The 23177-nt window shown below is 54.6% G+C and carries 19 protein-coding genes; 5 read left to right on the top strand and 14 right to left on the bottom strand.

Annotated elements, in window-relative coordinates:
• Window positions 1-9 precede the first annotated feature (9 nt).
• The 4 genes from ABIC79_RS02095 to ABIC79_RS02080 all read right to left on the bottom strand — a co-directional run bounded on the left by ABIC79_RS02095 (window position 10) and on the right by ABIC79_RS02080 (window position 3004).
• On the bottom strand, window positions 10-345 hold the full coding sequence (locus ABIC79_RS02095; protein WP_112151882.1) for a copper-binding protein: 336 nt from the start codon (window positions 343-345) through the stop codon (window positions 10-12).
• A gap of 102 nt (window positions 346-447) precedes the next feature.
• Window positions 448-867 carry a hypothetical protein gene (locus ABIC79_RS02090; protein ID WP_015689866.1) on the bottom strand — a complete coding sequence of 140 codons (420 nt, stop codon included), beginning with the start codon at window positions 865-867 and terminating at the stop codon, window positions 448-450.
• A 177-nt stretch (window positions 868-1044) separates the two neighbouring features.
• On the bottom strand, window positions 1045-2052 hold the full coding sequence (gene corA / locus ABIC79_RS02085) for a magnesium/cobalt transporter CorA (protein WP_013575270.1): 1008 nt from the start codon (window positions 2050-2052) through the stop codon (window positions 1045-1047).
• A gap of 118 nt (window positions 2053-2170) precedes the next feature.
• Window positions 2171-3004, bottom strand: a complete 834-nt coding sequence (locus ABIC79_RS02080) for an oxidoreductase (RefSeq protein WP_013575271.1) — start codon at window positions 3002-3004, stop codon at window positions 2171-2173.
• A 163-nt stretch (window positions 3005-3167) separates the two neighbouring features.
• Between ABIC79_RS02080 and ABIC79_RS02075 the strand changes: the two genes are divergently transcribed.
• Entirely contained in the window at window positions 3168-4109 is a 942-nt protein-coding gene (locus ABIC79_RS02075) for an AraC family transcriptional regulator (RefSeq protein WP_119261567.1), read from the top strand.
• A gap of 7 nt (window positions 4110-4116) precedes the next feature.
• Here ABIC79_RS02075 and ABIC79_RS02070 read toward each other — a convergent pair whose 3' ends face one another.
• The 3 genes from ABIC79_RS02070 to ABIC79_RS02060 are packed head-to-tail and all read right to left on the bottom strand — an operon-like array spanning window position 4117 to window position 8538.
• Window positions 4117-5799: an efflux transporter outer membrane subunit gene (locus tag ABIC79_RS02070; RefSeq protein ID WP_250981311.1), complete on the bottom strand. Its 1683-nt coding sequence runs from the start codon at window positions 5797-5799 to the stop codon at window positions 4117-4119.
• A complete protein-coding gene (locus ABIC79_RS02065; RefSeq protein WP_013575274.1) occupies window positions 5783-7351 on the bottom strand; it encodes a DHA2 family efflux MFS transporter permease subunit in 1569 nt (522 codons plus the stop codon). Before ABIC79_RS02065 ends, ABIC79_RS02070 begins: the two co-directional genes overlap by 17 nt.
• Complete coding sequence (locus ABIC79_RS02060) at window positions 7348-8538, bottom strand: HlyD family secretion protein (protein WP_015689869.1); 1191 nt, start codon at window positions 8536-8538, stop codon at window positions 7348-7350. The genes ABIC79_RS02065 and ABIC79_RS02060 overlap by 4 nt, the downstream gene beginning before the upstream one ends.
• Window positions 8539-8817: 279 nt before the next feature.
• Between ABIC79_RS02060 and ABIC79_RS02055 the strand changes: the two genes are divergently transcribed.
• Window positions 8818-9729: a cation diffusion facilitator family transporter gene (locus ABIC79_RS02055; RefSeq protein ID WP_119261569.1), complete on the top strand. Its 912-nt coding sequence runs from the start codon at window positions 8818-8820 to the stop codon at window positions 9727-9729.
• A 170-nt stretch (window positions 9730-9899) separates the two neighbouring features.
• On the opposite strand, the gene phoA is transcribed toward ABIC79_RS02055, so the two are convergent.
• From phoA to ABIC79_RS02040, 3 genes are all read right to left on the bottom strand, one after another.
• Window positions 9900-11330 carry an alkaline phosphatase gene (gene phoA, locus ABIC79_RS02050; RefSeq protein ID WP_223509329.1) on the bottom strand — a complete coding sequence of 477 codons (1431 nt, stop codon included), beginning with the start codon at window positions 11328-11330 and terminating at the stop codon, window positions 9900-9902.
• 797 nt (window positions 11331-12127) lie between these two features.
• Complete coding sequence (locus ABIC79_RS02045; RefSeq protein ID WP_015689872.1) at window positions 12128-13048, bottom strand: L,D-transpeptidase family protein; 921 nt, start codon at window positions 13046-13048, stop codon at window positions 12128-12130.
• A gap of 261 nt (window positions 13049-13309) precedes the next feature.
• Window positions 13310-14863 (bottom strand): DHA2 family efflux MFS transporter permease subunit, encoded by a 1554-nt coding sequence (locus tag ABIC79_RS02040; protein WP_013575279.1) that lies wholly within the window; start codon window positions 14861-14863, stop codon window positions 13310-13312.
• An 81-nt stretch (window positions 14864-14944) separates the two neighbouring features.
• Between ABIC79_RS02040 and ABIC79_RS02035 the strand changes: the two genes are divergently transcribed.
• Window positions 14945-16069 (top strand): HlyD family secretion protein, encoded by a 1125-nt coding sequence (locus tag ABIC79_RS02035; protein ID WP_354566504.1) that lies wholly within the window; start codon window positions 14945-14947, stop codon window positions 16067-16069.
• Between the two features lie 37 nt (window positions 16070-16106).
• Window positions 16107-16697 carry a TetR/AcrR family transcriptional regulator gene (locus ABIC79_RS02030; protein WP_217217459.1) on the top strand — a complete coding sequence of 197 codons (591 nt, stop codon included), beginning with the start codon at window positions 16107-16109 and terminating at the stop codon, window positions 16695-16697.
• 59 nt (window positions 16698-16756) lie between these two features.
• Here the strand turns inward: ABIC79_RS02030 and ABIC79_RS02025 are convergent, their stop codons facing one another.
• Window positions 16757-18868: a TonB-dependent siderophore receptor gene (locus tag ABIC79_RS02025; protein ID WP_119262236.1), complete on the bottom strand. Its 2112-nt coding sequence runs from the start codon at window positions 18866-18868 to the stop codon at window positions 16757-16759.
• 351 nt (window positions 18869-19219) lie between these two features.
• Here ABIC79_RS02025 and ABIC79_RS02020 point away from each other — a divergent pair, with 351 nt between their 5' ends.
• Window positions 19220-19903: an O-methyltransferase gene (locus tag ABIC79_RS02020; RefSeq protein WP_013575283.1), complete on the top strand. Its 684-nt coding sequence runs from the start codon at window positions 19220-19222 to the stop codon at window positions 19901-19903.
• 6 nt (window positions 19904-19909) lie between these two features.
• Here the strand turns inward: ABIC79_RS02020 and ABIC79_RS02015 are convergent, their stop codons facing one another.
• The 3 genes from ABIC79_RS02015 to ABIC79_RS02005 all read right to left on the bottom strand — a co-directional run bounded on the left by ABIC79_RS02015 (window position 19910) and on the right by ABIC79_RS02005 (window position 23041).
• A complete protein-coding gene (locus tag ABIC79_RS02015) occupies window positions 19910-21871 on the bottom strand; it encodes a glycoside hydrolase family 3 protein (RefSeq protein ID WP_354566503.1) in 1962 nt (653 codons plus the stop codon).
• A 94-nt stretch (window positions 21872-21965) separates the two neighbouring features.
• Window positions 21966-22484: a chromate transporter gene (locus tag ABIC79_RS02010; RefSeq protein ID WP_126124835.1), complete on the bottom strand. Its 519-nt coding sequence runs from the start codon at window positions 22482-22484 to the stop codon at window positions 21966-21968.
• Window positions 22484-23041, bottom strand: coding sequence for a chromate transporter (locus tag ABIC79_RS02005; RefSeq protein WP_173362069.1), 558 nt, complete (start codon window positions 23039-23041; stop codon window positions 22484-22486). The genes ABIC79_RS02010 and ABIC79_RS02005 overlap by 1 nt, the downstream gene beginning before the upstream one ends.
• Window positions 23042-23177 lie beyond the last annotated feature (136 nt).

The following is a 23177-nucleotide window of genomic DNA, read 5'->3' as shown; positions in this document are numbered from 1 at the left end:
ATCTCCCGGTCAGCGTTTCAGCGGTGTCAGTGTCTGTAACTGATAAGCGGACTCAGTTTTGACAAAGCTAAAGGTGACCGGCGTACCGGCGGGCAGGGAGTTGGCGGCGATCTCCGGCGGCAGACGGAAATTCATGGTCATGGCCGGCCATTTCAGCGCAGGAATGGCGTGATGGGAAATCCCCACGCGATCAGACTGCCACTGAGTGATCACGCCTTCGGATTCATAGGCCTGCATATTATGCTGCATCGCCATAGCATCGTGATTCATTGGCATAGCATCGGCAAAAGAATAAGCTGAAATAAAGAAAAGACTTGCAGTAAATACATTTAAAATTGCACGCATGGGAAATACTCCAATACTGTCATTAGATAAAAACTGGCCATTAATCTGGCAAAACAATTTCATTTAATATTGAGTGCGGAAAAACACTCAGGACAGCAGGGGCTATTCTCTGTATCGGCAGAACTGAACTTCAGCGGGAGGAGGAGTGACGGTTGGCGCAATCCAGTCCGCGGTGGTGACCGCTGTGCTGGCATCGACGGTGAGCATGGCTAATGCCGGAGCGACGGGCAATGCCACCAGTGGCACGGAACCACTGTCAGACTGGGTTCTTTCAGGGGCACAGTGCTTCTCACACAACAGCGACTGACTCTGCATGTGCTCTGGAGAATCAGGCATTTGCATGGTGATGTTATGTGCCATGGCGGTGTTTTCCACCGGCGGGCGCATATCGCACTGATGGCTGGCGAGCGCCAGTTGGGCATTCAGGACAAGCCAGCATAACGCGAACAGCAACACACTGACCCGCTTGCCGGGCAAGCGCAGCGAATGCATGAACTGTGAAATCGCGAAACGAACTGACATGATGAATATTATTTCCGTAAGGAAGATGCGACCGAGTATATAAGGAAATAAGGCGAAGAGGAAAGGACAAACAGAATAAGTCAGGATTAAAATTGTCAGGATAATTAAAGAACGCGAATAACAGCGGTTTCTGTTATTCGCATGTTAATTAACGTGTGTTTTCAGGTGATAATTAACTTACAGCCAGCCTGATTTTTTAAGCTTCCAGTATAACCACACACAACCGGCGACAGTGACGCCCAGCGTTACCGGATATCCCCACCAGTCATCCAGCTCCGGCATGTTTTTGAAGTTCATGCCGTACAGACTGAAAATCACTGTCGGGATCGCCAGAATCGCGCCCCAGCCCGCCAGTCGCTGTACCACTTCGTTCTGATGCACCGACACCAGCGCCAGATTCACATGCATGGCGTTCGACAGCATTTCGCGCACATCGTCCGTCGTGCGGATCACCTGATTAGCGTGGTCCTGCACATCACGCACATAAGCCCGCAGGCTCTTAGGCATCAGTTCTTCGTAGTGATGGCTGAGCTGATTACAGATATCTTCCATCGGTACCGCGGCGTTGCGCAGCGAGAGCAGATCCCGCCGCAGACTATAAACCTGCTGCACCGCCTGCTGATTAAAGGTGTTGCGGAACATCAGTTTTTCGATGGCATCAAACTGTTCGGTGTATTGATGCAGGATTTCCAGATAGTTATCCACGATGGAATCGAGTACGCAATACAGTGCATAAGCTGGCCCTTTACTCAACATTTCCGGGCGTTCTTCGGCGTGTTTACGGATTTCTTTATAGCTGGATGACGCACCGTGACGCACGGTGATCAGAAAGTTTTTGCCGAGAAACAGGTGTGTTTCGCCGTACTCGATGGTTTCATTCACTTTCTGCGCAGTGTGCGTAACGATAAACAGCGATTCGCCGTACTGCTCAATTTTCGGTCGCTGATGGGCGGTCAGTGCATCTTCAATCGCCAGGTCATGCAGACCGAATTCTTCCTGAATGCTGCGCATATAGGCATCTTCCGGCTGCCACAGTCCGAGCCAGACAAAGGTATCGGGCTCTTTCAGGACTTCGCTGATGTCTTCGACCGTCACATCCTGCAATCGTTTACCGTCGCGGTAAGCCACGCTGTTAATCACTGAATCACAGCTGGGTTTTTTATCTTCGTTGGAAATGGAATTCATTGTTTTACCCGATTGTTATTCAGACGAAAATCCTGCCCGCAGGCAGGACGATTTCAGTGTCTGAACAGAATAGCGCAGTCTCCGGGAAATGCGCTGACGGGATCTTTAAAAGAATGTTTCAGCCATCGGCAGACCGGCTGACCGTTTCCCAGATATCGATATCCTCACGCATTTGTTGCATCTTTTCCCTGACAAATTTAACGGCGTCACTGCCGAGTAACAGCGAGGCAGGCGGCTCAGGCGCATCGAGCAACTGCAACATCGCTTGTGCGGCTTTTAGCGGGTCGCCCGGCTGATGACCGCTGCGTTTTTCCCGCGTTTCCCGCACGGGGTCGAAACTGGCATCGTAATCACTGATGGCACGCGGTGAGCGCACCATCGAACGTCCCGCCCAGTCGGTACGAAAAGACCCGGGCTGAATGGCCGTGACGGCAATATTGAACGGTTTGAGTTCTTTGGTCAGTGTTTCAGAGATCCCCTGCAAGGCGAATTTACTGCCGCAGTAATAGCTGATGCCCGGCATTGTAATAAAGCCTCCCATCGACGTGATGTTAAGAATATGTCCACCGCGGCGCTGACGAAAATACGGCAGGAAGGCTTTGATGACCGCAACCGCGCCAAAAACATTGACGTCAAACTGATGCAGCGCCTCGCTTAACGGCGACTCTTCCATAATACCTTCATGCCCGTAACCGGCATTGTTGACCAGCACGTCAACGGCGCCGATTTCCTGTTCCACGGCAGCCGCAAGCGGGGCGATGGCCTCGAAATCAGTGACATCCAGCATGCGACCAAAACTTCGGCCGGGGACCAGCGCGTCAAATTCTGCGCAGGCTTGTGCATTACGCAGCGTGCCGACCACGCGATGTCCTGCTTTCAGGGCTTCTTCTGCCAGCGCACGGCCAAATCCGCTGCTGACGCCGGTGATGAATAGTAATTTTGACTGACTCATACAAACTCCTCAGTAAAAAGCGGACTTGCAGAATAGGGGGGACAACAGCAAATCCGTAGCCCCGATCCTCTCTGATGTTTGCCTGTTCCTCTGAGGCGTCTGGACGCAACTGATTCCCGGTGCGACACTTCATTCACTTTCCGCTGCATATTTTCAGGTTCATATGACGTTTCCATCTTTGACAGTGACTGAGCAAATGATCGTGCTTTTGGACCAGCTTACGCCCCATGAAGGCTACAACCTGACGACGCTGGCAGATGTGCGTTTTTTACGTTCAAACCGTCCGCTGCTGCGCACGCCGGTTTTGTATGAGCCGGGGATCGTGATTGTGGTGCAGGGGAGAAAACGCGGATTCTTAGGTAATGATGTCTATTTGTATGATGCACAGCATTATCTGACCGTATCGGTGCCGGTGCCTTTCACCATGGAAACTGACGCCACCGCCAGTGAACCGATGCTGGCAATTTATCTGCGGCTCGATTTCAGTCTGGCGGCAGAACTGATGTTGCAGCTCGATGCTTATGACGCCCCGCAGCCGGAATCGCCGAAAAGTATGGTGTCGAGCCTGATGGATGACGCGATGCGGGCTTGCGTATTACGTTTTTTGCAGGTGATGGCATCTCCGCTGGATGCAAAAATTCTGGGCAGGGCGATGATGCGTGAGTTGTATTACCGCGTGCTGACCGGTGCTCAGGGCGGCACGCTGCGCAGCGCACTGACCCTGCAAGGGCAATTTGGCAAAGTGGTAAAAGCCCTGCGAAAACTGCACGCAGAATACCACTCGCATCTGGATGTGAATGCGCTGGCAAAAGAAGCGGGGATGAGCCTGCCGACGTTTCACAGTCACTTTAAAACCGTCACTGATACGTCGCCGATGCAGTATCTCAAGTCCACCCGTTTGCATCAGGCCAGATTACTGATGTTGCGCAATAACCTGACCGCCTCGGCGGCCAGCGCACAGGTAGGCTATGAAAGTGTGTCGCAGTTCAGCCGCGAATTTAAACGCTTATTCGGGCTGACGCCGGTGAGAGAAGTGGCGCGGATGAGGCAGAATTTTTCATTGCCTGCCCCGTCCACGCCGTCAGATTTTATCTCTTCACATTAATAAGGCGTTACGGTGTCACGCCAGACGTGGTTTGTACCTTCACATCCGGCGTGGCTGCCGGACCAAAGACGGTGTAGGTCGGCAAATCGACGTTCTGATACGGCTCCCAGCCGCCGCCTAACGCTTTATACAGCGAGACCAGATCGGTGCTGGTTTTCACTTTCGCTTCAGCGGATTGCTGATGCGCCTGTGCCAGCTGGCGCTGGGCATCAAGCACGTTGATAAAGGTAGAAAGCCCCTGACGGTAGCTGTCGCTCGCCAGATCAAAGGCGGTCTGTAGCGCTTCGGTAGTCTGGTCTAAACCGCTGACCTGATCCTGATCGGTGCGGTAATTCACCAGCGCATTATCGACATCCTGCAACGCTGTCAGCACGGTCTGGCGATAATTCAGCGCCGCATTCGCCTGTTGCGCACGGGAAAGATGCACGCTGGACACCAGACGTCCGCCCTGGAAAATCGGCAGGGAAATCTGCGGGCCAAAGGAGTAGAAATGGCTGCTCCAGTTGTCGAGATAACTGACGTCTGTGTTACGCATGCCGAACTGGCCGGTGAGCGAAATACTCGGGAACATCTGCGCGACGGATACACCAATATTGGCGGTTGCCGCGTGGAGATCAGCCTCGGCTTTGCGTACGTCCGGACGACGGCGTGCCAGCTGTGAAGGCACACCGACCGGCACGGCAGCGGGCAGGGCAGGCATCGGTTTAGGGGCAGAAAGTTCAGCATCCAGCGAGCCAGGCGTCTGACCGAGCAACACGGCCAGTCCGTTCATCGCCTGACGTTCCTGCGCCTGATATTGCGGCAACTGGGCGCGCAGGGAACCCAACTGTGCGCGGGCATTTTCGACATCAAGCTGCGGTGACAGCCCGTTTTGCTGACGGTTTTGTGTCAGATCTAAGGTTTGCTGCGCGACATCGATTTGCGTCTGTATCGCCGCCGTTACGCTTTGCGCGCCACGCAGTTGCAGATAGGCACGGGCGACCTCAGCTTCCAGCGAAACTAATGCATCGTTGCGTTGTTCTATGGACGATTGCGTCTGGGCATTGGCGGCTTCGACCTGACGTCGTGTGCCGCCGAACAAATCCAGCTCCCAGCTGGCATCGAAATTGCCCTGATACAAATTCACCGGCCGCGTAGCCGTGTTGATCGCGCCGGAGGCTTCCGGTCCGAGATCGTCAAGTTGTTGCGAGGCGCCGCTGGAATCGAGAATACCTTTCAGACCGAGCTGCTGACGGGTCATTTTCGCGCTGCCCTGCACCGATGGCAGCCAGGCGCCTTCGGCCTGTTTCACCTGCTCGCGGGCACCGGCGATACGCAGTACTGCCTGTTGCAGGGAAATATTCCCGGCAATCGCACGGGTGATCAGGCTGTCGAGTTGCGGGTCATTAAAGGCTTTCCACCACAGCGGATTTGGCTCCGAGGGCAGGGCAATCGATGCGCCGTCTTTGTCTTTCGGCTGGGTCATATCGTTATAGGCCGAGGGTGTCACCGGATTCGGCTTCTGATAATCCGGGCCAACGGAGCACGCTGCTAATACCAGCGTTAATGTCGAGAGAGTCAGAAAACGGGTGCCTGAATGTAAAACCCCCTTCCGGCCCCGGCCTTCGCAGAGGGTGGAGCAGGACGGCATCACGGATGGCTGATTTCTCAGAGTAGAGCTTTTCTTGTTCAACTTAATGTGCTCCGGCATTACCTTCGCTCTTAACTGGCGAAAGCAGGAAACAAAACGGGATCAAAATAACGGCGACGATGGCGCAATAACCGAATACGTCGATGTAGGCCAGAATGCGCGATTGCGAAATCATCTCCTGATACATGCGCACGGTCGCCAGTTGCATCGGGTCGCCGACCACGTGGGCAAAATCACGGATCGCCTCAGCGCTTTTGCTCACCGCCTGATTAAACTGTTCATTGAGCGGCGACATGTTGTGCGCCATATGCGCACTGTGTGCCTGCGTTCGCTCGGTGACACCGGCTGTCGCCAGCGAAATACCAATCGACCCCGCGACGTTACGGAACATGGTAAACAGCGCGGCAGCGTCGGCGTTCATTTTTTGCGGGATGGTAATAAATGCGATAGTGGTCAGCGGCACAAACAGGAAACCGAGCCCTATCGACTGCGCGCTGCGGTACAGCACCAGCGTTTCAAAATCGACATCAGGTGTCAGCGTTGCCGAATAGATAAACGAGGCCGCCAGCAGGAAGAAACCGAAGGCAATGATGTAACGCGTTTGTACAACGGGCATCAGCTTCAGCACCAGCGGGATCGACAGCACGATCAGCACCGCGCCCGGCGACATCACCAGCCCCGAGAGTGTGGCGGTGTAACCCAGTTGCTGCTGCGCCAGTTGCGGAATGACCACCGAACTGCCATACAGAATCATCGCCATACCGGCCATCAGTAAACCGGCGACAGCAAAGTTTTTATCCTTCAGACAGCGCAGATCGACCACCGGTTTTTTGGCGTACAGCAACCAGTAAACCGCGCCGACAATCCCGGTGGCCGCCAGCACAGCAAAGGTGACAATAAAGCCGGACTGGAACCAGTCATCGTCTTCGCCGCGATCCATCATCACCTGTAAGCAGCCCAGACCCAGCGCAATCAGCCCGATACCGATGTAATCAATACTGAGTTTGCCTTTGGCCTTGCGCTCCCACGGCGGATCTTCCAGCAGCTGATAAATCGCCAGCAGGGCAATAATCCCGACCGGAATATTGATCAGGAATACCCAGCGCCAGCTGAAGTTATCCGTGATGTAACCGCCAAGTGTCGGGCCGACGACCGGCGCGACAATAATGGCAATCGATGAAAGGCCAAACGCTTTGCCGCGATCTTCCGGTTTAAAGTAATCCAGCAAAACCGATTGCTGGATCGGCTGCAAACCGCCGCCGAAAAAGCCCTGCAGGATGCGGAATAAGATCATCTGCCACAGTTCGGTGGCGATGCCGCACAGGAAGGAGCAAACGGTGAACATGCCGATACAGATCAGGAAGTAAGTTTTGCGGCCCATCACGCGGCTGAGAAACGCCGAAATCGGCAGCACGATACCGTTCGCCACCAGATAGGACGTCAGCACCCAGGTCGATTCGTCATAACTGGAAGATAATGAACCGGCGACGTGCGGCAGCGCCACGTTAACGATAGTGGTGTCCAGGATTTCCATGAACACCGCAATGGTCACGACGGCGGCAACTGCCCACGGATTGGCCTTGGGTTTCCAGTAGCTGCGATCTTCATTCATTCGACGGTCACCGTCGGTTCGACAGACAGACCCAGCGGCAGAGGGTGATTCTCATCAAGACCGCTGTCGATGACGATTTTCACCGGCACGCGCTGAACGATTTTCACGTAGTTGCCGGTGGCGTTTTCAGCCGGGAAGGCCGAGAAGCGCGAACCGGTACCTTGTTGAATACTGTCAACGTGGCCGTGAAGTTTGATGTCCGGGAAGGCATCGACGGTAATTTCTACCTTGTTGCCGGGGCGCATGCGTTCGAGCTGCGATTCTTTGTAGTTTGCGGCGATCCAGATATCTTTTGAAACCACTGAGAACAGCGAGGTGCCAGCCTGAACCAGCGTACCGAGCTGCACATTACGCTTGGTGACGTAGCCGTCGAACGGTGCGCGCACCTGCGCATAGGAGAGGTTGAGCGTCGCCGTTTCCAGCTGAGCTTTCGCCTGTTCAACCTGTTGCTGACGAGCTTCGACGTTGGTTTCAGCCTGACGGATATTCAGCTGTACCTGCGCGGCAACCTGCACCTGCGCTTTGGCATTTTCCAGATCAGCGGCTGCAGAACGCACCTGCGCGTTGGACGTATCAATATTTTGTTGCGTGGTGGCACGCGGGTCTACGCCGCGCTGACGACGGAAATCGGCAGTGGCATTCAGCAAATTGGCTTCCGCCCGCGTCTGCTGGGCTTTCGCCTGAGCAAGCTGCGCCGGATATTGTACTTTCGCCAGATCGTATTGCGCCTGCGCCTGATGCAACTGCGCGACCGCCAGACCGAGCTGAGCCTGTGCCTGATCGCGCTGCGCGGCCGCGTCACGCGGATCGATTTCCACCAGTAAGTCGCCTTTCTTCACGAACTGGTTATCTTTCACCGCAAGATGAGTGACATAACCGGCAATTTTCGGCGCGATGGTGACGGCATCACCTTCGGTAAAGGCGTCATCGGTGCTGACCTGATCTTTGGTCATCAGCCACCAGACCAGTGCCACGACCACCATCACCACTACCACAATCCCGAGGATGATCAGGGGTTTCTTGCCGGGGCCTTTACGCTTTTCATCGTTATCCTGTTTACTGTCGTCGGGATTTTTCTGGTCTTTGGGATCCTGAGTGTGACCTCCTCCTGATTTTACCTGGCTGGAATCGAGTTCAGTATTTGCGTCGCCGGACGCGGAGGGCTGTGTCTTGTTATCGTTTGTCATAATGCTCTTCTGAATAGTGCTCTTCTGATTATCGGCCGCCACGCGCCGGAACAAAGAAATCTTGTTTTAAGCTAGAACGTATTGATGTAAATGCAAGTAAATCCATGTCAATTAACCTTAGGGAAAGCACAAAGATCCAAACCATAGGGAACGTCTTAAAAGTTGGAAATGGGTTATAATGCCGGGCTGGTATTTGTATTTTTCAAATAAAGTTGATTCTCTGCTTCAGGACATTTTTGTGAAACATTCCCAACAACAACCATTCTTGTGGGTCAACCCATGACCCGTCCCGCGCCTTCCTATAAAGGCCTGACACGTATTGCCTCGCTGGTGTCGCTGTGCGTCGCGCTGATCCTGGTTTGCGTCAAAGTCTGGGCGTGGGCCGCCACCGGTTCGATTGCGCTGCTGACCTCTGCCGCCGACGGTCTGGTCGATGTACTGGCCTCGATGGTGACGCTGATCGGCGTGCGTTATGCCATCCGTCCGGCAGACAAAGGCCACCGTTACGGCCACGGCAAAGCCGAAGCTGTGGCCGCGTTTGTACAGGCGCTGTTACTGGGCGGCGCGGGGCTGGTGCTCGGCGGTGAATCCATCGGGCGCATCATTAATCCGGAACCCCTGGCGCAGCTCGGTCTTGGTATCTGGGTGATCATCGGCAGTTCGCTGGCCGCCACCGGGCTGGTGCTGATGCAAACCTATGTGGTGAAACGTACCGGATCAACGGCCATCGCGGCTGACCGCGCGCACTACATTACGGACGTCGCGGTGAATATTGCCGTACTGCTGGCGCTGATTTTCGAGCGTTACTTCGGTTGGACGCGTTCCGACTCCATCGGCGCACTGTTGATTTCCTTCTATATGATCTGGAATGCGCGCGGTATGGCGGCAGATGCACTGACCCAGTTGCTTGATCGCGAACTGAGTGCAGATGACCGCAAGCGCGTGAAAGCGGCAGTATTAAGTGTTGAAGGCGTGCGCGGTGTACATGACATTCGCACCCGCAACGGCGGCGACCGCGTATTTGTCGAGTTTCACGTCGAGGTTGATGGCAATCTGACGGTGGATGTCGGGCACGATATCGGTGATGCGGCTGAAATGGCGGTGAGCAAGTTGTTTAAGTCTGCGGATGTGACGGCTCATCTGGAGCCGGACGGGATTGATGACGACAGACTGGATAATTTATTGCACTAAGGTCAAGGTTGTGGGTTTGCTCCCTCCCCTGCGAAGGGGAGGGTTGGGGTGGGGTATTAAATAAAAATCAAAGAGTTAAATTTTTTTAGTGTCAGTATTTACCCTTAAAACTCCTTCCCGTCCTCCCCCTTCGCCGGGGGAGGAGCAAAGCAAAACCCTCATTTTCAAAACTATTGCGCTTTAATCGCCATGGCATCCCGCATGGTATAGAACAAATCCGTCTGATCCGTCAGACCCACCACATTCGCCGCATGCGGGCCAAACGCGGCAATACGCAGCTGCGTCCCGGTGTGTCCCTGTGAATCATCTTCTGAGTTGCCGTAGCTGATAGTCATCGGTGCACCGTCCCTGGTGGTCAGCGTCTGGGTCAGACCGGGGGCTTTGGCATCGGATTCGATAATCTGGCTGGAATGGGCGTGGTCGGCGGTGACGATAACCAGCGTGTTGCCGTCCTGACGGGCGAACTCCAGCGCTTTTTGCACGGCCTCATCCAGATCCACCGTTTCACCGAATTGTCCGCACGGATTAGCGGCGTGATCCTGTTTATCAATCGATGCGCCTTCAACCTGCAGGAAGAAACCGTTCTGATTAGCTTTCAGCAAGTCGATGGCTTTTTCAGTCATGGCGGCAAGCGTCGGGATGTCAGCGGTGCGCTGCGGATTGGCTTCACAGGTGACAGCCGGTTTATCAATGTTGCCGTGATAAGTGGCTTTCGGACCCTGCCAGCGCACCGGCATGTTGCCTTCGGAGAACAGGCCAAGAACCGGTTTCTTCTGGTCTGCCTGCGTGATGGCACTGAGCTGTTCTGCGTTTTCCACCCAAACATAACCCTGTGTCAGCGCCTGTTCTTTGAGGGATTTATCCTTAAATTCACCGGCTTTCGCCAGCTGGCTGAACGATTTTCTGCCGCCGCCCAGCGTGACATCAGCGCGAGCCTGCAACAACTGTTCCGTGATCGAACCGCGTCCGCCATTTTCCAGCGCGTTGCTGGCGCATTTCTCTGCGGTTTCTTGCGGGCCGTAGCACTTGCGTGAGGTCACATGCGCAATCTGTGCGGCCGGCGTTGCATCCTGCAATTCTGCGGTGGAGACGTTGCCGGTGGCCTTGCCTGCGGCTTTGGCGATCTCAAGAATGGTCTGGTGATCTTTGCCGTTTACATCCACACCAATCGCGCCGTTATAGCTTTTAACACCGGTCGCCCAGGCGGTGGCTGATGCGGCGGAATCGGTCACGTAACTTGGTTTTTGCGTTTTCTTATCCACAGAATAATGCGTGTACTGGCCGGTCAGCGGCAGGGCATCAATGCCTTTGAAATAGCCGCCTGCGCCTTCTGCATAGTTACGTGCAGACGTGATTTCAGAATCACCCATGCCGTCGCCAATCAGCAAAATCACGTTTTTCACCGTTTTGTCTGACAACGAGGCTTTCAGCGCTGCTGTCTGATCACCGCTCAGACGGCGGGCACCACCCGGTTCCGTCAGCACGCCTTTTGCCGCCCGGTCGGTCAGCGTGTCGGTGTCAGCGGCGAGGGTGGAGGCAGAAGCGGAAAGCAGCAGGGCGGCAGTGACTGCGCGGGCGACCAGAGATACGGATTGTTGCATTATCAAAACTCCTTTTTATAAACCATCGGAAATAAAAATATACATATCGATATTTTTTGTTACCGGAAGGTTAAGGGAGAGTTGTGACGTTTTAATGACAGGCGCCGGACTGGCCGTGAGACTGGGTTTTAACTTTAACTTTAACTTTAACTTCAACTTCAACTTCAAGGTCAAGACCTTGGGTTGCCACCCAAACTGGCCTTAAGAGGCGCCTATCGCCGCGCCTCTTAAGAATCTCCGGCTCTTTTACTGCGCGCTCCGCTCGCTGGCTATGTTTCAGGTAGCACGGCGACAGGCTGGAAATCTTGCCGCTTTGCGGTTCCTTCACTCGGTCCTGGAGCCTCTGGTCTCCAGGCCGCTCCGTTCAGCAAGCTTTCTGAATCGCCCGCGACTTTTTAAAGAATGAAGTAAGTGAGGTTGTGAAGTAAAAGCCTGAGGCCGGTTCCAAAATATCGCCTGAGGAGAGGTGGAAAACCGCGCGTCTTTTTGCGCGGGTTGTAACCCGAACGAAGGGAACCGTGCAGCGGCGGGATTTTGCGGCTATCACTGCGGCTGATGAAACATAGCCAGCGAGCGGAAGCGCTTGTTGAAAAAGCGAAGGGAGATCCAAGAGGGAAAAAGCACGTTTCCCTCTTGGGCGGTTTCGGCGCTGCCCGATAAGTGATCACCGTTATTGAGAAACCGAAACTTTCTCGGTCAGCTTTTCAGTGCAACTGAGAAGCCGCCTTTGCATCGGCACTATGCAAAAAAAAAGCCCCGATGTACGGGGCTTTTTCACAACAACGTCAAAGACGTAATCAGTTGATCTGTACCGGCATACCGGAACGCATCTCGATAGCGCGCTGAACAACAGTCTGGTTGACCGCCGGATCCATCGATACGCTGCTTGCGCTGCCTGCCAGAGTGATTGGCAGTGGCTGCTGAGAATCAAACTCTTCCTGGTTAGAGGACAGCGGGTTGTGGATCTCAATATAACGTTTGCCGTCTGGTTCCACGGTGGCTTTCACCGGCTCGTTGATGAACTGAACGCGGGTGCCTTGCGGGACGTTGTCGAACAACCATTTGATGTCAGCATCACGCAGACGCACACAACCGTGGCTCACGCGCAAACCGATACCGAAATTGGCGTTGGTGCCGTGGACTGCATACAGACGCCCGACATACAGCGCGTACAGCCCCATCGGGTTGTCCGGACCCGCAGGGAAGACGGCTGGCAGGAATTCGCCACGAGAAGCATATTCTTCATGCATTTTCGCCGTCGGGGTCCAGGTCGGACCGGCTTTTTTACGCTGAACGGTAGTCACCCAGTTCATCGGGGTGTCTTTGCCCAGTTCACCGATACCGATCGGCAGCACGACCACAGTATTGGTGCCTTTCGGGTAGTAATACAGACGCATTTCAGCGCTGTTGATCACGATGCCTTCGTGCGGGGTTTCCGGCAGGATCAACTGCTGAGGAATGGTCAGCACGGTGCCCGGGGTTGGCAGGTACGGGTCAACGCCAGGGTTAGCTTCGAGCATGTTGCTCAAACCCATCTGGTATTGCGCTGCAAAATGTTCCAGTGGCAGGCTGCTGCCCTGCGGAACAGTAACTGTGATGTTTTCACCGACCAGACGACCATTATTGGCCGGAAGAGGGTAGACCACAGCAAAAGACGCCTGGCTATATGCAGCAACTGCCAAAACCAGGGTAAGGATTGCGCGAATGCTCATTTTCATATTTTCGTTGGTCGTTAATGCCACACTGGCAGTTGTCAGGATGTTGATTCCCCCCGATCCGATAGAAACCGGCCGGAGGAATAGTGTACTTGCACATAGCACTTGAAAGGGATCCGGTATGTGTAACGAATCGCATTTCAGGGCCGCTAATTATAAGGATTTATTTCAAACAGGCCAAAGCTTTCTCACCTTGTTAGAAAAGTTCCCTGCCACAACCGCATTTTTTGCGGCAGCCTGCACATTTCCTTCACATTCCTGACCTTATTTACGGCAAAACGGCACCATAACCAGTGCGGCAATAAACATCCAGGCCATGACCTGAAAGATGTCGTTGAACGCCAGCGTCAGCGATTGCGCCGCGACTTTCGCCCCAAACACGCCTTTCGCCATCAGCAATGCCTGAGCGGTATCAGGCGTCAGGTGACCGATTTTTTGCGCCAGCGATCCCATCACTTCCTGCGCATGATCCCCGTATTGCCCCAGCGATTCGCCGAAACGTGCCGCATGAACGCGGGTCCAGTCCTGCAACCAGGTATTCACCGTGGCAATGCCAATCGCGCCGCCGAGATTACGCATCAGGTTAAACAGCCCGGAGGCGTAGCGCAGTTCCGGCCCCTGAAACGCGGTCAGCGCCATGTTCACACTCGGCACGATGCACAACATAATGAACAGGCCGCGCACCACCTGCGGCCAGAAAAACTGTTCTGCTCCCCAGTAAGGGGTCACGGCGGTCGTCAGCCATAAACTCAGTGCGAAACCGGATAAACCCACGGTGATCAGTATCCGCCGGTCAACGCGGCTGATTAATCTGGCGGCAATAATCGTGCTGAAGAATTGCCCGACACCCACCACAAACACCGTTGTACCGATTTGCAGGCTGTTGAAATCGCGGATGCGGCCGAGGAAAACCGGCGTCAGATATGTAGAGGCATAAAGACCAAATCCAACCACCAGATTGAACAGGCAGGCGAAGGTGAATGTCGGGTCACGGAAGGGCGTCAGGCGTACGATCGGGTTTTTCGAATAAAAGGATCGTTCGAGAAACAGCACAAAGGCCACCAGTGAGAACCACGCCGAAATCTGGATTTGCGGATCGCTGAACCAGTTCTTGCGCGGGCCTTCTTCCAGCACATATTCCAGACAACCGAGCGCTATTGCCATCGATAATAAATGAATCCAGTCGATACGTTTAAGCATCGGATAGTCCGCTTTATCCACATGAATAAACAGCACGGCACCGGTGGCAACCAGAGCGCCGGGCAGAATGTTGATGAAGAAAATCCAGCGCCAGTCGAGTAACTGCGTGACTATGCCACCCACAGTCGGCCCAAGCGTGGGGGCCAGCACGCTGACCATGCCGAGGATCGCCGGGATCAGTGCCTGCTGTTTGCCCTGAAACATGGCGAAGCCGGTCGCGAATACTGTCGGTACCATCGCGCCGCCGGTAAAACCCTGCAACGCGCGAAAGAAGATCATCGACTCGATATTCCACGACAATCCGCATCCGATGCTGCTGAGGGTGAACAGCGCCGCCGATGCGCTGAACAGCCAGCGGGTGGAAAGTGCCTGCGTCAGAAAAGCCGAGAACGGGATCATCACCAGTTCGGCGATCAGATACGAGGTTTGTACCCAGCTGATTTCATCCGGTCCGGCGGAAAGCCCGGCCTGCACATCGTTTAACGAGGCGGCGACAATCTGAATGTCGATGAGCGCCAGAAACATACCGAACGCCATAATGCTGAAAATCAAAAACTTACGTGATGTCGGATAATCCGCAGGCGAAAGCGTCGCGGCTGGAGTCAGGGTGACAGACATGGCTATGAGATCCCGGGGACTTGTTTATATGATGGTCATCATATTAATATGATGACCATCATACAATGAGTGAAATTAAAAATGAGTGAAGCAACAGCAGATGAAGGGAGCCCGTCCCCGGCAGTAAAAGCCACTAAACGGTCAAAGCGGATCTTTGTGGTCAGCGGTATTGCGCTGATGGTAGCCCTGAGTGGCGCTGCATGGTTACTGGCTGCGCCCGCGTCGGAATCCACGGATGATGCCTATCTGACGGCAGACACCACCAGCGTTGCGCCAAAAGTAAAAGGCTTCGTTTCGACGGTGCTGGTGCGTCATAACCAGCGGGTGCATGCCGGCGATAAACTGGTGCTGATCGACAGCGAAGAGTTTACGGCTCGTCTGGCGTCTGCGCAGGGAGAACTTGAAGATGCCCGCGCGCAGGTAGCGCAGCAGGAAGCGGCGTTGCTGAGCCAGCAGGCGCAGGAACAACTGGCACTCACCCAAATCGAAGCCGCGCGCACGGCGATCCGTTCGTCGCGTGCGGAACAGCAACATGCTGAAGCCGAGCAGCAGCGTTATCAGTCGCTGGCGGTCAGCGGTGCCACATCACGTAATGATGCCGACCGGTATAAAACGGTGGCGGTGACGGCAGAACAAACCTCGGCGCACGCCGCGGCGATGCTGGATGTTGCCCAAAATCAGGCGGCGGTGACACACGCCCGGCGGGCAGAAATTCAGGCGGCGCTGGCACTGGCGAAGGCCGCTGTGGTGAAAGCGCAGGCGGCACAAGCGCTGGCGCAGCAGGATCTCAATCACACCACTATTGTTGCTGCCATCGATGGCATAGCGGGAAACCGGCAGGTACAGGTTGGCGATTACGTTACACCCGGTCAGCGGCTGATGACGCTGGTACCGGAACAGGGCATTTATGTGACGGCCAACTTCAAAGAAACACAGACCGGCAGAATGCAGCCGGGACAACGTGCGGACGTGCATGTGGATGCGCTGCCGGGCGTGACGTTTCGCGGTGAAGTCGACAGCCTTGCGCCGGGATCAGGTTCGACGTTTGCATTGCTGCCATTTGAGCCGGGCACGGGCAATTTCACCAAAATTGTTCAGCGGGTGCCGGTGCGGATCCGGCTTGACGCTGGTCAGCCAGATTTAGCGGCGCTACGCCCCGGATTATCCGTGGATGCGCGCGTTTCGTTAACCGATGCGGTCAGGTAAGCTATGACAGCAATTTTCTGATTATCAGGGTGTTATTATGCGCTATGAGAGTGAACATAAACCTAAAATCCGCGAGCGGATCCTGAAGGAGGCGGCGAAAGACATCCGTACCAAAGGGCCGTTGCAGGTCAGCGTGGCAGGTGTAATGAGCAAAGCTGGCCTGACGCACGGTGGGTTTTATGCGCACTTTGCCTCAAAAGAGGCACTGATTGAGGCCGCCATCGGGCAGATGTTTAATCAGGTTATGGCCCGCTGGGATAAAGAAAATCAGGGGCTGACGGCGCAGCAGCAACTGGCAGGGTATATCGATTTCTACCTGTCGCCCGGGCACCGCGATAACCGGGCGCAGGGCTGTCCGGTGTCGGCGCTGGCCTCTGAAACGCCACGCTTGTCCGCGCCCTGTCAGGCAGAGTTCGCGCGCGGCATCGAACGTATCCGTGGGATGATTATCCGCCAGTTGACAGCGATGGGCGTGGACGACCCGCAAACGCAGGCGATATCGGTCAGTGCGGAACTGATGGGCAGTTTGTCGCTGGCACGTTGTGAGCCTGATCGTGAAGTTTCAGATGCGTTGCTGGAAAGTGCGAAGAAAGCGCTGAAGGCGCGGCTGAATCTTGCAGAAGAATAAACCGTATCCGGGCGATTCACAGACCTCCCCCTTTTCAGGGGGAGGCGCTGAAAAATCTATCAGAAATCATACCCTACCGTAGCAACCACGGTACGTTCCTGACCCCAGTAGCAGTAGCTGGTGCCGTAACAGGCTGCGACATATTTCTTGTCGAACAGGTTGTTAGCATTCAGCTGCACATACGCGCCTTTCAGTTGCGGATTGAACTGCACCAGATTCATACGCAGTGACGCATCAACCAGCGTGGCAGAAGGCATGTGGCGGGTATTTTCGTTATCCGCCCATTGTGTGCCGATGTAACGCACACCTGCACCCATATCCACACCAATCGGCGTGTTGTACTGACCCCAGATGGAAGCCATTTGTTTTGGCGTCACATACGGCGTGTTGCCGTTGTTCTCAGCCGCATCACGGATACGCACTTTGTTGTAGGTGTAACCGGCCATCACGTTAAAGCGTTCAGTAACCTGTTTCTTAGCTTCCAGCTCCAGACCCTGTGAGCGGATTTTACCTGCCGGCTCGTAGTAGCTGCCGACTACCACGCGGTTACCCACGTCTTTTTGCGTCAGATCATACAGCGCCGCGGTGTACATATCGGAAGTGCCGACCGGCTGGTATTTGATCCCGGCTTCGTATTGCTCACTCTGCATCGGTTTCAGCAGCGTGCCGTCAGCGCCTGGCAGGGCAGATGGCGTCATCGCCTGGCTGTAGCTGACGTACGGTGAAATGCCGCTGTCAAAGGCGTACAGCAGGGAAGCGCGGCTGTTGAAATGACTGTCTTTACGTTCGCTGTTGCTGGTGGTGCCGTAGATGCTTTCGTAACTGCGGCTCGAGGTTTTCAGTGTGTCGTAACGGCCTGACAGGGTCAGATACCATTTGTTCCAGTTCATCTCATCTTGCAGATAGGTACCCATCTGCTCATAACGGTTTTTACCGCGTTTATGACTGTAATAATCCAGTGCATCACCGCCAACGCCAGTGTACGGGTTGAGGTTTTCAGCGTAAGCAGCGTCAGATTTCACATCATTGATAAAGTGGGAGTAATCGAAACCGATCACCACTTTATGTGCCAGTTCGCCGGTCGCGAAATCCGCTTCGAGCTGGTTATCAATCGCAAAAGTATCCAGCGAGGACTTCTCACCGGAATAATAACGACTCATCTCGGTACGGTCCGCATTCCAGCCCGCCTGATACACCTGATCCAGTTCGGTGTTGGAATGGGTGTAGTTGGCATTCTGGCGGAATGACCAGACGTCGTTAAACGCGTGCTGGAATTCGTAGCTGTAGATTTGCTCCCAGCGTTTGAACTGGTTGCGGGTGCTTTCGCCATCGAAGAAACCCCGGCTCAGTTTCTGCCCGTAGAGGCTGCCGTCAGCCGGAACCGCGGCGTGGTAGCCACCGGACGGATCTTTTTGCAGATACGCGCGCAGTAAAAGCGAGGTATTTTCATCCGGCGTCCACAGCAACTGTGGCGAAATCGCGTAACGCTCTTCACGCTGGTGATCGTACTGCGTATCGCTGCTGCGGGTCATCCCGGTCAGACGGAATGCCAGCTGATCGTTGATGGCGTTGGTGTAATCGAACGCGCCGCCTTTGGTGTTTTGCGTGCCACCGGAAAGCTGGAAGTGACCTTCTTCAGCAAACTGCGGGCGCTTGGTGGATTCCACCACCACACCGCCGGGAATGCTCTGGCCGTAAAGCGCAGAAGACGGTCCTTTCACCACATCAATACGTTCCAGGAACCACGGATCAACCTGAATGGAGTTATAGGTCGAGCCATCGCTCAGGATCCGCAGGCCATCGAGGAAGGTGTTGTTGACGTCACCGCCGTGGAAACCGCGCAGGGAAATGGTGTCATAACGCGTTGCGCCGCCGGCAAAGTTGGTGAATACGCCTGGCGTGTAGTTCAGTGCAGCGTTAACCGTGGTGGCGTTCTGGTCAGTCATTTGCTGACGGGTCACAACAGAAACGGCCTGACCGGTGGTGATCAGCGGCTGATCCGTTTTGGTCGCACTTTTACTGGTTTTCGCGCTGTAACCCTGCGTCGGAGCATCGGCGGTATCCGCAGGCGCGGCTTTGACAATGACGGTGTCTTCAGCAGCCATTGAGGCAACCGGCATTGCCAGCGCGCACATAAGCACCGAGCGTTTGAGGGGGAAAGCCAACAACATATTCATAATCCCTATAAATAACTCAATAATGATTGAGTGATTAATTGATGCGTGTGTAATAAACCCAAAAGCCAACATGTGTTCCGCACAAAAGCGTGACGTGCGAAGGGCAGTCACTTAACCGAAACGTGACGGATGTTAAACTTAATGATAATTGTTATCATTATTATTTTACAAATTCAAGGGAACTTTACGCCAAAAATGTGAAGTGACGCATTTTTAACCTGATGAAAACGAGGGTTTTTTAATCACAGTAATAAAAATCTGAGCAAAATGGCCGGAAGTGATTAGGGTTAATAGTGAGTTTTTTAATCATGTTCTCTATGTAAAATTCACGGCCGGGAGGCGAAAATGGGTCAGGGGAGTCCGGAGGAATACAGCAGGAAATGGGCAGCGGTTGACAACTATCTGGTGAGTCATTTAGTGGACAGCGATCCGGTTCTGGATCAGGTACTGAAAAACAATCATCAGGCCGGTTTACCCGCACACGATGTAGCACCCAATCAGGGAAAATTACTGGCGCTGTTCGCCCAAATCATCAGCGCACAGAAAGTCTTAGAAATCGGCACGCTCGGCGCTTACAGCACTATCTGGCTGGCGCGGGCGTTACCGGCGCGCGGAAAAGTCGTGACGCTGGAAGCCGATCCGCATCATGCGCGCATCGCACAAACCAACATTGAGCTGGCCGGTTTGCAGGATAAAATTACCTTACACACCGGGCCTGCGTCAGAGACCTTGCCCACGCTCGCGGCGGAAGCGCCGTTTGACCTGATTTTTATTGATGCCGATAAACCCAGCAATCCGCTTTATCTGGAATGGGCGCTGAAATTGTCGAAACCGGGGACATTAATTATTGGCGATAATGTGGTGCGGGACGGCGCGGTGGTGGATCCGCACAGCGACGACGCCCGGGTGCAGGGTGTGCGTCGCTTTATTGAGATGATTGAACAGGAACCGCGTTTATCAGCGACCGCGCTGCAAACCGTCGGCAGCAAAGGCTGGGACGGTTTTGTGCTGGCGCGGGTCACCGGTTAACAGGGCTTAACGCGCCAGACCAAAGCCAATATCAAACAGCGGATTTTCGCTGTCATGTGGCATATCGGATTGTTGTCTGAGCACGGCTTCTTCAGACGATGGCAGTTCAAACGGCAGCTTACCGGTATAGGCTTCGGTGCTGGTCAGGCGCGTAAACAAAACGGTATCGCTGACACCGAAATTGCCGATAATCACTTTCGCTTTGTCCTTCACGTTGGTCAGGATCGCCGGACGGTCGAGATAAACGGTGACGATTGTCGGCACTGCTTTGCTGGCTTTCACGATCGCCTGATAATCCGCGTTATCATCGGTAAAGGCCAGCGAGCCTTCGTGATGGCGCTTGCCAAAGAACCAGGCTTTATGCGGTTGCTCGTACGGGGCATGGGCGCGGATCAGCGCAATATCGGCTTTCTCCGGCGCATCCACCACGGTAAAACCGGCTGCCGTTGCGGCCTGCGGTGCTATGCCGTACAGCCAGATCTTTTTGCCTTTTTTCAGCGGTAATACATCATCGGTATTTTGCAGCAATACCAGTGAATGTCCCTGCGCCGAATTGGCTTCTTTTTGCCAGTCAGCGCGCCCGACGGTTTGGGTGGCTTTCTGCACATCGACATACGGATTTTCAAACAGTCCGGTCTGGAATTTTTGCTCAAGAATACGCACAACAGATTCATCCAGGCGCTGTTCAGTCAGTTGCTTTTCATGCACTGCGCTGACCAGCAACTGTGAGTCGGTCACGCCGCCAAACTGATCGACACCCGCCAGCACCGCCTTCACGAAACGCTGCTGCGGCGTCAGATTCTCGACACCCCACGACATGCCACCGGGCACCGGTTCTTTACCTTCCGGCGAACCGTTCAGGCATTCGTTTTCGCAATTGCTGGTGATCAGCCAGTCGCTGAGAATGACGCCTTTGAAACCGTATTGTCCGCGCAGAATGTCGGTCAGCAACTGATGACTGAATCCGGCACCGACCTGTTCGAGCGGTTTGCCGTCCACGGAAACATTTTTCAGGATTGAATATGTCGGCATGACGCTGGCAACATTGGCTTCAAACGCGCCGGTAAACGGATAGATGTGTTCTTTGAGATTATTGCCGGGGAAGACGGCGTTTTTGCCGTAGACGTTATGGCTGTCAAAACCGTTCTCAGCCGCGCCATAGCCGACCCAGTGTTTGACCACGGAAATCACGCTGCCCTGATTTAGTCCGTCAGGACCGTTTTGCATCCCTTCGATATAACCCCGCACCATGTTATGCACCCGTGTCGGATCTTCGCCGAAGGTGCCACTGATACGCGCCCAGCGCGGCTCTGTTGCCAGATCGGCTTGCGGTGAAAGTGCCTCACGGATACCGACGGCCAGATATTCCTGACGGACGATATCGGCGTAACGGCGGGTGAGTTTCTCATTGCCAATCGCCGCCAGTCCTAAGGTTTCCGGCCACCGGGTGAATTTACCGGAAGAGGTACTCGCACCGACCAGATACTCGAATGAGTTACGCGGGTCGCTGCTGACGGTGACCGGAATACCCAGGCGCGTCTTTTCGGCAATCTGCTGCAGTTTATTGTTTTCTTCCGCCATCATGGCGGGGTCGTTCGCCGAAAGCCGGGTGATCAGGCTGTTGACCTTCGCGCCGGCAATCATCTTTTCCGCCGCTGCCATGTCATAATGCGTGCCTGCGCCGATCGGGCTGTTGGCCGTCGGTGCCGAGCCATGCATCATCACCCCGGCTTTTTCCTCCAGCGTCATGCGTTTCACCAGATCCGCTGCTCGTTCTTCCGGCGTCAGTCGCCAGTCTTCATAAGGTTCCAGTTTCCCGGAATGATCGAGATCTTTGAACTGTAAGCCGTCGACAGTCAGCAGCGTCACTTCGCGCTGGCTAAGTTCCGGTTGATTATCGGCGGCAAAAACAGAAGGTGAGGAAAGCAGCAGGGCAGCGACAGCAAGGCTCAGAGGTTTGATTTTCATCATCGTCCTTAATGGTTGATAACTATAGAAGAACTCAATTCCCAATCAATAACCTATTTGCCAGCTGAATGTTGCGATCTGCTTCGCAATGATGTCAGCCGAATGCCAGTCCGAGCACCGCGCCAACGGCCAGTACCCATAACGGGTGGATACGCTTACTGAGCGCCAGCAGGGTACACAAGGCGATCACTCCCGCAAGCGTCAGCGTGGTGGCTGAGGCTTTGGCGATCAGTAATCCGCTCGACACCACCAGCCCGACAGTCACCGGCACCAGCCCGCGTTGCACTATCTGCCGCCACGGACGGTCTTTGTAACGTTTCCAGCCGCCCATCACGACAAGTGTAATGATTGACGACGGACCAAATTTTGCCAGAGAAGACACCAGCAATCCTGACCATCCGGCAACCTGCCAGCCAATCAGCGGCACGATCATCATATTCGGGCCGGGAGCGGCCTGTGCCAGGGCGAACAGCGCACTGAACTCCTGCGCACTCATCCAGTGATGCACCTGCACCACTGCACGTTGCATCTCGGGCAGAACGGTATTTCCGCCACCAAATGCCAGCACGGAAAGTTCGGTAAATAACAGGGCAAGAGAAAGTAAAACTGGCATCAGAATTTACTCCTCGCGCAGATGAAAATACTGACCGGGGCCAGCACCAGCATGACCGGCAGCATCGGGATCCGGAACACGGCAATTGCCATTACGCCGACGGCAACCAGCAAAAGTTGCAGCCATTTCCCCCGCAAAGGAGCAAGCATTTTGATGCCGGTCGAGAGCAGTAAACCGGCCGCCGCCGCCGCCATTCCGGCGAACAGATGTTCCACCAGCGGTTCATTCTGATAACGTGCATACACCAGGCCGAGCAGCACCACACAAATCGTCGGCGCGAGAATAAGCCCGAGTAGCGCCGATAATGCGCCGCGTAATCCGCGGAACTCCATCCCCAGCGCGACCGACAGGTTAATGATGTTGCCGCCGGGTAAAAACTGGCACAACCCGAGCAACTCGGTGAACTGAGCGGCGGTCAGCCAGTGGCGTTTATCCACCAGCATGTGTCGCGCCATCGGCAGCACGCCACCGAAACCGGTCAGGCCAAGGACGAAAAAGCCCATAAACAGTTGCCTGCAATCGGGTTGCGGCGCGGTATTTTCTTCTGTCTCAGGCATTAATTTTTCCTGCGTTTGCGCTGACATTTTCACACTCTCCCTCAAAAGTAATCCAAAGCCGCCAGAGGCGTAAATTCTGTTAAGGATCATGCGCGTGGATGTGCCATGATGTCTAATGCATTTATTAATGGCTAAA

This window comes from Rahnella sp. 2050 (assembly GCF_040544515.1).
GTDB lineage: Bacteria > Pseudomonadota > Gammaproteobacteria > Enterobacterales > Enterobacteriaceae > Rahnella > Rahnella aceris.
This window is presented reverse-complemented; position numbering and strand designations above follow the sequence as displayed.

What these genes read in the sequence shown, in the direction of transcription:
- ABIC79_RS02095 (WP_112151882.1), bottom strand. Translation starts at nt 345, where the DNA reads ATGCGTGCAATTTTAAATGTATTTACTGCAAGTCTTTTCTTTATTTCA.
- ABIC79_RS02090 (WP_015689866.1), bottom strand. Translation starts at nt 867, where the DNA reads ATGTCAGTTCGTTTCGCGATTTCACAGTTCATGCATTCGCTGCGCTTG.
- corA (WP_013575270.1), bottom strand. Translation starts at nt 2,052, where the DNA reads ATGAATTCCATTTCCAACGAAGATAAAAAACCCAGCTGTGATTCAGTG.
- ABIC79_RS02080 (WP_013575271.1), bottom strand. Translation starts at nt 3,004, where the DNA reads ATGAGTCAGTCAAAATTACTATTCATCACCGGCGTCAGCAGCGGATTT.
- ABIC79_RS02075 (WP_119261567.1), top strand. Translation starts at nt 3,168, where the DNA reads ATGACGTTTCCATCTTTGACAGTGACTGAGCAAATGATCGTGCTTTTG.
- ABIC79_RS02070 (WP_250981311.1), bottom strand. Translation starts at nt 5,799, where the DNA reads ATGCCGGAGCACATTAAGTTGAACAAGAAAAGCTCTACTCTGAGAAAT.
- ABIC79_RS02065 (WP_013575274.1), bottom strand. Translation starts at nt 7,351, where the DNA reads ATGAATGAAGATCGCAGCTACTGGAAACCCAAGGCCAATCCGTGGGCA.
- ABIC79_RS02060 (WP_015689869.1), bottom strand. Translation starts at nt 8,538, where the DNA reads ATGACAAACGATAACAAGACACAGCCCTCCGCGTCCGGCGACGCAAAT.
- ABIC79_RS02055 (WP_119261569.1), top strand. Translation starts at nt 8,818, where the DNA reads ATGACCCGTCCCGCGCCTTCCTATAAAGGCCTGACACGTATTGCCTCG.
- phoA (WP_223509329.1), bottom strand. Translation starts at nt 11,330, where the DNA reads ATGCAACAATCCGTATCTCTGGTCGCCCGCGCAGTCACTGCCGCCCTG.
- ABIC79_RS02045 (WP_015689872.1), bottom strand. Translation starts at nt 13,048, where the DNA reads ATGAAAATGAGCATTCGCGCAATCCTTACCCTGGTTTTGGCAGTTGCT.
- ABIC79_RS02040 (WP_013575279.1), bottom strand. Translation starts at nt 14,863, where the DNA reads ATGTCTGTCACCCTGACTCCAGCCGCGACGCTTTCGCCTGCGGATTAT.
- ABIC79_RS02035 (WP_354566504.1), top strand. Translation starts at nt 14,945, where the DNA reads ATGAGTGAAGCAACAGCAGATGAAGGGAGCCCGTCCCCGGCAGTAAAA.
- ABIC79_RS02030 (WP_217217459.1), top strand. Translation starts at nt 16,107, where the DNA reads ATGCGCTATGAGAGTGAACATAAACCTAAAATCCGCGAGCGGATCCTG.
- ABIC79_RS02025 (WP_119262236.1), bottom strand. Translation starts at nt 18,868, where the DNA reads ATGTTGTTGGCTTTCCCCCTCAAACGCTCGGTGCTTATGTGCGCGCTG.
- ABIC79_RS02020 (WP_013575283.1), top strand. Translation starts at nt 19,220, where the DNA reads ATGGGTCAGGGGAGTCCGGAGGAATACAGCAGGAAATGGGCAGCGGTT.
- ABIC79_RS02015 (WP_354566503.1), bottom strand. Translation starts at nt 21,871, where the DNA reads ATGAAAATCAAACCTCTGAGCCTTGCTGTCGCTGCCCTGCTGCTTTCC.
- ABIC79_RS02010 (WP_126124835.1), bottom strand. Translation starts at nt 22,484, where the DNA reads ATGCCAGTTTTACTTTCTCTTGCCCTGTTATTTACCGAACTTTCCGTG.
- ABIC79_RS02005 (WP_173362069.1), bottom strand. Translation starts at nt 23,041, where the DNA reads ATGCCTGAGACAGAAGAAAATACCGCGCCGCAACCCGATTGCAGGCAA.